This is a genomic window from Streptomyces sp. sk2.1 (assembly GCF_008120935.1).
In the GTDB taxonomy this organism is placed as follows: Bacteria; Actinomycetota; Actinomycetes; order Streptomycetales; family Streptomycetaceae; genus Streptomyces.
In genome coordinates, this window is sequence record NZ_RDBO01000182.1 from 1 (window position 1) to 3826 (window position 3826).

5 protein-coding genes are annotated in these 3826 nt (G+C 64.9%); 2 read left to right on the forward strand and 3 right to left on the reverse strand.

Translation table 11 applies throughout. The annotated features are described in order from the left end of the window. Window positions 1-287, forward strand: a 287-nt coding sequence (locus tag EAO76_RS42180) for a transposase (RefSeq protein ID WP_262376218.1), incomplete at its 5' end; no start/stop codon positions are given. A 26-nt stretch (window positions 288-313) separates the two neighbouring features. On the opposite strand, the gene EAO76_RS42185 is transcribed toward EAO76_RS42180, so the two are convergent. Continuing rightward, on the reverse strand, window positions 314-763 hold the full coding sequence (locus tag EAO76_RS42185; RefSeq protein WP_148841514.1) for a DUF6188 family protein: 450 nt from the start codon (window positions 761-763) through the stop codon (window positions 314-316). 335 nt (window positions 764-1098) lie between these two features. Further along, window positions 1099-2040, reverse strand: a complete 942-nt coding sequence (locus EAO76_RS42190; RefSeq protein ID WP_148841515.1) for an RNA-binding protein — start codon at window positions 2038-2040, stop codon at window positions 1099-1101. Window positions 2041-2799: 759 nt separating this feature from the next. Between EAO76_RS42190 and EAO76_RS42195 the strand changes: the two genes are divergently transcribed. Then, on the forward strand, window positions 2800-3438 hold the full coding sequence (locus tag EAO76_RS42195) for a DUF1963 domain-containing protein (protein ID WP_187439032.1): 639 nt from the start codon (window positions 2800-2802) through the stop codon (window positions 3436-3438). A gap of 104 nt (window positions 3439-3542) precedes the next feature. On the opposite strand, the gene EAO76_RS42200 is transcribed toward EAO76_RS42195, so the two are convergent. Next, on the reverse strand, window positions 3543-3826 hold a 284-nt coding region (locus EAO76_RS42200), incomplete at its 5' end, for a transposase (RefSeq protein WP_148841517.1).

Consider the following 3826-nt stretch of genomic DNA (forward strand, 5'->3'; position numbering starts at 1 on the left):
GACCGGCTCAGCTCAACACCCATGTCTCCCGCACGATGCGAGAGTTGATCGACGCACGGGAATGGCTGACGGTGTTCCTGCTGCCCGCCTGCTCGCCCGACCTGAACCCGGTCGAGGGCGTGTGGGCCCACGTCAAGCGCAGCCTGGCAAACCTCGCCGTCGTCGCCCTGGACCGCTTGGAGGTCCTCGTCCGCAACCGGCTCAAACGACTCCAGTACCGGCCCGAAACCCTCGACGGCTTCATAGCCGGCACCGGCCTCACCCTCGACAATCCAACCTCACCCTGACGAGCCGAAGTCAGTAAACGTCAAGCTCAGTGTTCTGCAGACTGACTGTGCGGATTCTCATTCGCTGCGGAGGCGGACCAGACGGCGAGGTCTCCTCCCGGCAGGGACACGAACCGCCACCCTCCAGGTCCTGTGATCTGCCACGCTTCAAACGCCGCGTCGGCGGGACACGTCAGATGCGTGCCATCATCGAACACCATCCGGAGCGTGCCGGACTTGAAGGCGGCTGCAGAGACGGCCTTCGTCCCGAAGAGAGGGAGGACTGCGGCCACGTCCTGGGTTCCCGGTATCAGAAGCACGCCGGGATTGATGCGGGCCGACCCGGATGAGAGTCGAGCAGGTGTTTCGAGCACGACTTCCCATCCCCCAAAGGCCAGCGTGAGGCGGTAGTCGACGGTGATCCCGGTGACACCCCACCCGCGGAGATTCAGGATCCACCGGTCTTCGTGTTCGACCGGCTCAGCTTCAGCGCTCATCACCCCACCATGATGCAGGGGTCCAGCCGAGGCGATGGACGGCCCTCAGGGATTCCACCGAAGCCAGGTCCATTGAGAATCCGGCGGGGGGAGTTCTCGATTCGCCTGGCAAACCAACAGCTCAGGTCAAGGCCCAATGACAACTCCGATGCGACGGGACAAGGAGCCTGGCGTGGTCTTCGAGCAGTGGCTTGAGGGCGCCGTAGTAGGGCTGATAGTCCGTTGTTCGTAGCCAGTCGCCGCCTCGTGCGTGGCAACCAGGCTGCCCCGACCATCCCCGTTCGCCAGCTCAGCCGGTGCCGTGACAACTTCTGAGCTTCGGCTCATGAATCGGGTCACCATCGTGCGCGCAGCACGCCGTCGCTGTCGGGTAGAACGGCTTGGAGCAGTGGACTGCGTTCGTCGGTGTAGAGGGACAGGGCTCGGGCCGCTCGCGCGTCGGCTACCAGGGCAACGAGCTCCTGGTACTGGGTCCCATCGACGGTCACGTCTCTGATCGTTCCGTCCTTCGTCTCCCAGACGAACTCGATGTGCCATTCGGACGGCAGTGCGGTCAGGACCGCGCCGACGTCGGGTTGCAGGTCGGGCCAGACGGTCAGCAGGGCGCGCGGGCCGAGACCGGCACGTACCGTGTTGAGGTTTTCCGTGGTGAGACGGTGCCAGCGTGTGGCGTTGACGATGTGGGTTTCCTCCAGGAGCAGGCCCTCTCGCGTCGCCAGCTCGGTGCGTACCGACGCCCAGAAGCTTTCGTCGGCGGCTTCTGTCACCTCTGGTTCCGCAGCGTAGGGAGAAGCCACCAGCGGTTCCGCGAAGAGGCCGAGGTCCCGCGTACGGGCCACGGCGTCCGTGCAGGGTCGGTCGCTGCCCACGTACACGTACTGGTCCCATCCGACGTGCACGGTGAACATGTCTTCCGCCTCCAGCCGGCACCAGGCGCCCTGGTCACGGAGCATGACGCGGATCAGCTCCAGGGCCACCGCCAAGGAGACCTCGGCTCCGTCGTGGTAACCGGTGAGGTCAGCCGGGAAGAGACCGCTGAGACCGTGTCCCTCGATCGCCAGCTGGGCGCCAAAGTGGACGAGCCCGGTGACGGAGGGCTCACGGATCTCGAGCCGGTCGATGCCCGCAGCTTCCGCGAACGCGGAGATTGCCTCCAGGTACGCGGCCTCGACTGGCCCGTGGTCACTGACCGCCTCCTCCGCGCCCCGGTAGCTGCCGTGCTCGTCACGGTCGGCGGGGTCGTACTTCGTGATCCGGTGAACGAAGGCAGGCGGCACGCTACTCCTAGACAAGGTGGAAGGTAGCGCCAGCGTAGGTCCCGAGCCGAACTCGCAGTTCCCAGTTTCCGCTGCACAGCCCGACAGCTCTTTCTGGTGACAGAAAGACTGCCGAATGGGCGCTTGTGACAAGTCGGATGCCTCGCGTGTGACAACCAGGCTGCCTCGGTCGTCCCCATTCACCAGCTCAGCCGGACTCGCTGGTGACAACTCCTGAGCTTCGACTCACTGCCGATGAGCCGAAGCAAGGTAGTTGTCACCGGCAGTGTCGTGAGCGGTTGTCGATTGCCGTGGCCAGGTGTTTGGCGTGGTCTTCGAACAGTGGCTTGAGAAGCGATTCTCAAACCGGAAGGCAGGGGACTTGCTCGAACTGTCCTCCAAGCTGGTCTCGTTCGGGCAATCAAGGCTCAGCCGTGCATAGCAGCGGGGCCTCTTGAACATCTCGGTGATGTCGAGTCAGCCGAGGATAAGAGGCCCTGATATCCCGCTGTGTCGCTCCGCACCTTCCTCGTCCACTTCCGGTGCACCGACGTGTGACTTTCTTGCTGGCCGGGACTGTGGCGCATGGTTGCGAACCTGGGTGGCAACGGAGACCACCCGGATTGATCGGTGCGACCGCCTGGTAGGCGAACAATGATCGCCCCTGGATATTCTGTGAATATGAGATCGATGGATCCGTTCCGCGACCTAGCCCGCGACCAGGGCATACCCCAGGACGAGGTCGAGCGGTGGCTCGATACAAAAGTCCGTCCATGCGCAATGCTGGGCGCAGGAAAGCCGAGTCACGGCCCGGTGGTCGGACAGCTCGGCGGGCTGCCGCCGATGCCCGAGGACGAGCCCGTGCCGGACTTGCCGTTCCTCGCCTCGGTCGACCTCGCGGCCATCCCACCGGGCGCGACGGACCTCCCGTTGCCGAAGGACGGCACGCTGCTCTTCTTCGCGGACACATCTGAATCTACCCCGTGGACACGACGCGACTGGTCCCGGCTCCTCTATGTCCCGACTGGCAGGCCAGTCTCCAGACGCGGTCCGGGCGATGAGTGGCCGCCACAGGTCCACTCGGCCCGTGATCTCTATCTGGTGATCGATCCCTCGCTGCCCAACCACGGCGACTACACCGAGGAGTTCCCGCACGGTGAGGAGCTGGGCGAGGTGTGGTGGGAAACCTCCGACGATGTACAGACGAGCGGATCGGTGCAGATAGGCGGCTACCCCTGGGTCTGGAACAACGATCCCGTCACGGACTACGACCACGGCCCGGACGACTGGGTGCTGCTCGCGGAGATCGGGGCGAACGACGGTGATCTTCTGGGCAGGGTCCACTGGGTGATTCGCCGGGACGACCTGGCCGCTGGCCGTTTCACCCGGGCCCGGGCCTGCTACGACATAGTCGGCTGACGTGGTCCAGAAGGCATTCCCAGATGGCGCGAGGTCCGGTCGAACTGTCGTCCCGGCAGGTCTCCTTCAGGTGATCAACGGATGCTGGAGCATAAGAAGCCATCTCATTTGGTGAGTCTGCGGTAGCAGATGAGGGTGCAGGCGATGCTGGTGAAGGCGAGGAAGTGTTCGGCCTTGCGTTCGTAGTGGCGGTGGAGTCGGCGGCAGCCGGCGAGCCAGGCCATGGTGCGTTCGATGGTCCAGCGGTGTCGGCCGAGTCGCTGTGAGGACTCGATGCCCTTGCGGGCGATGCGGTGCCGGATGCCTCGCTGTGCCGGCCATTGCCGCAGGTGGCGGTAGTCGTAGCCCTTGTCGGCGTGGAGCTTTGCGGGCCTGCGCCGGCGTGGGC

Bases quoted from the DNA above. Each gene is read 5' to 3' on its own strand.
- EAO76_RS42185 (WP_148841514.1), bottom strand. From the start codon at position 763: ATGAGCGCTGAAGCTGAGCCGGTCGAACACGAAGACCGGTGGATCCTG.
- EAO76_RS42195 (WP_187439032.1), top strand. From the start codon at position 2,800: ATGCTGGGCGCAGGAAAGCCGAGTCACGGCCCGGTGGTCGGACAGCTC.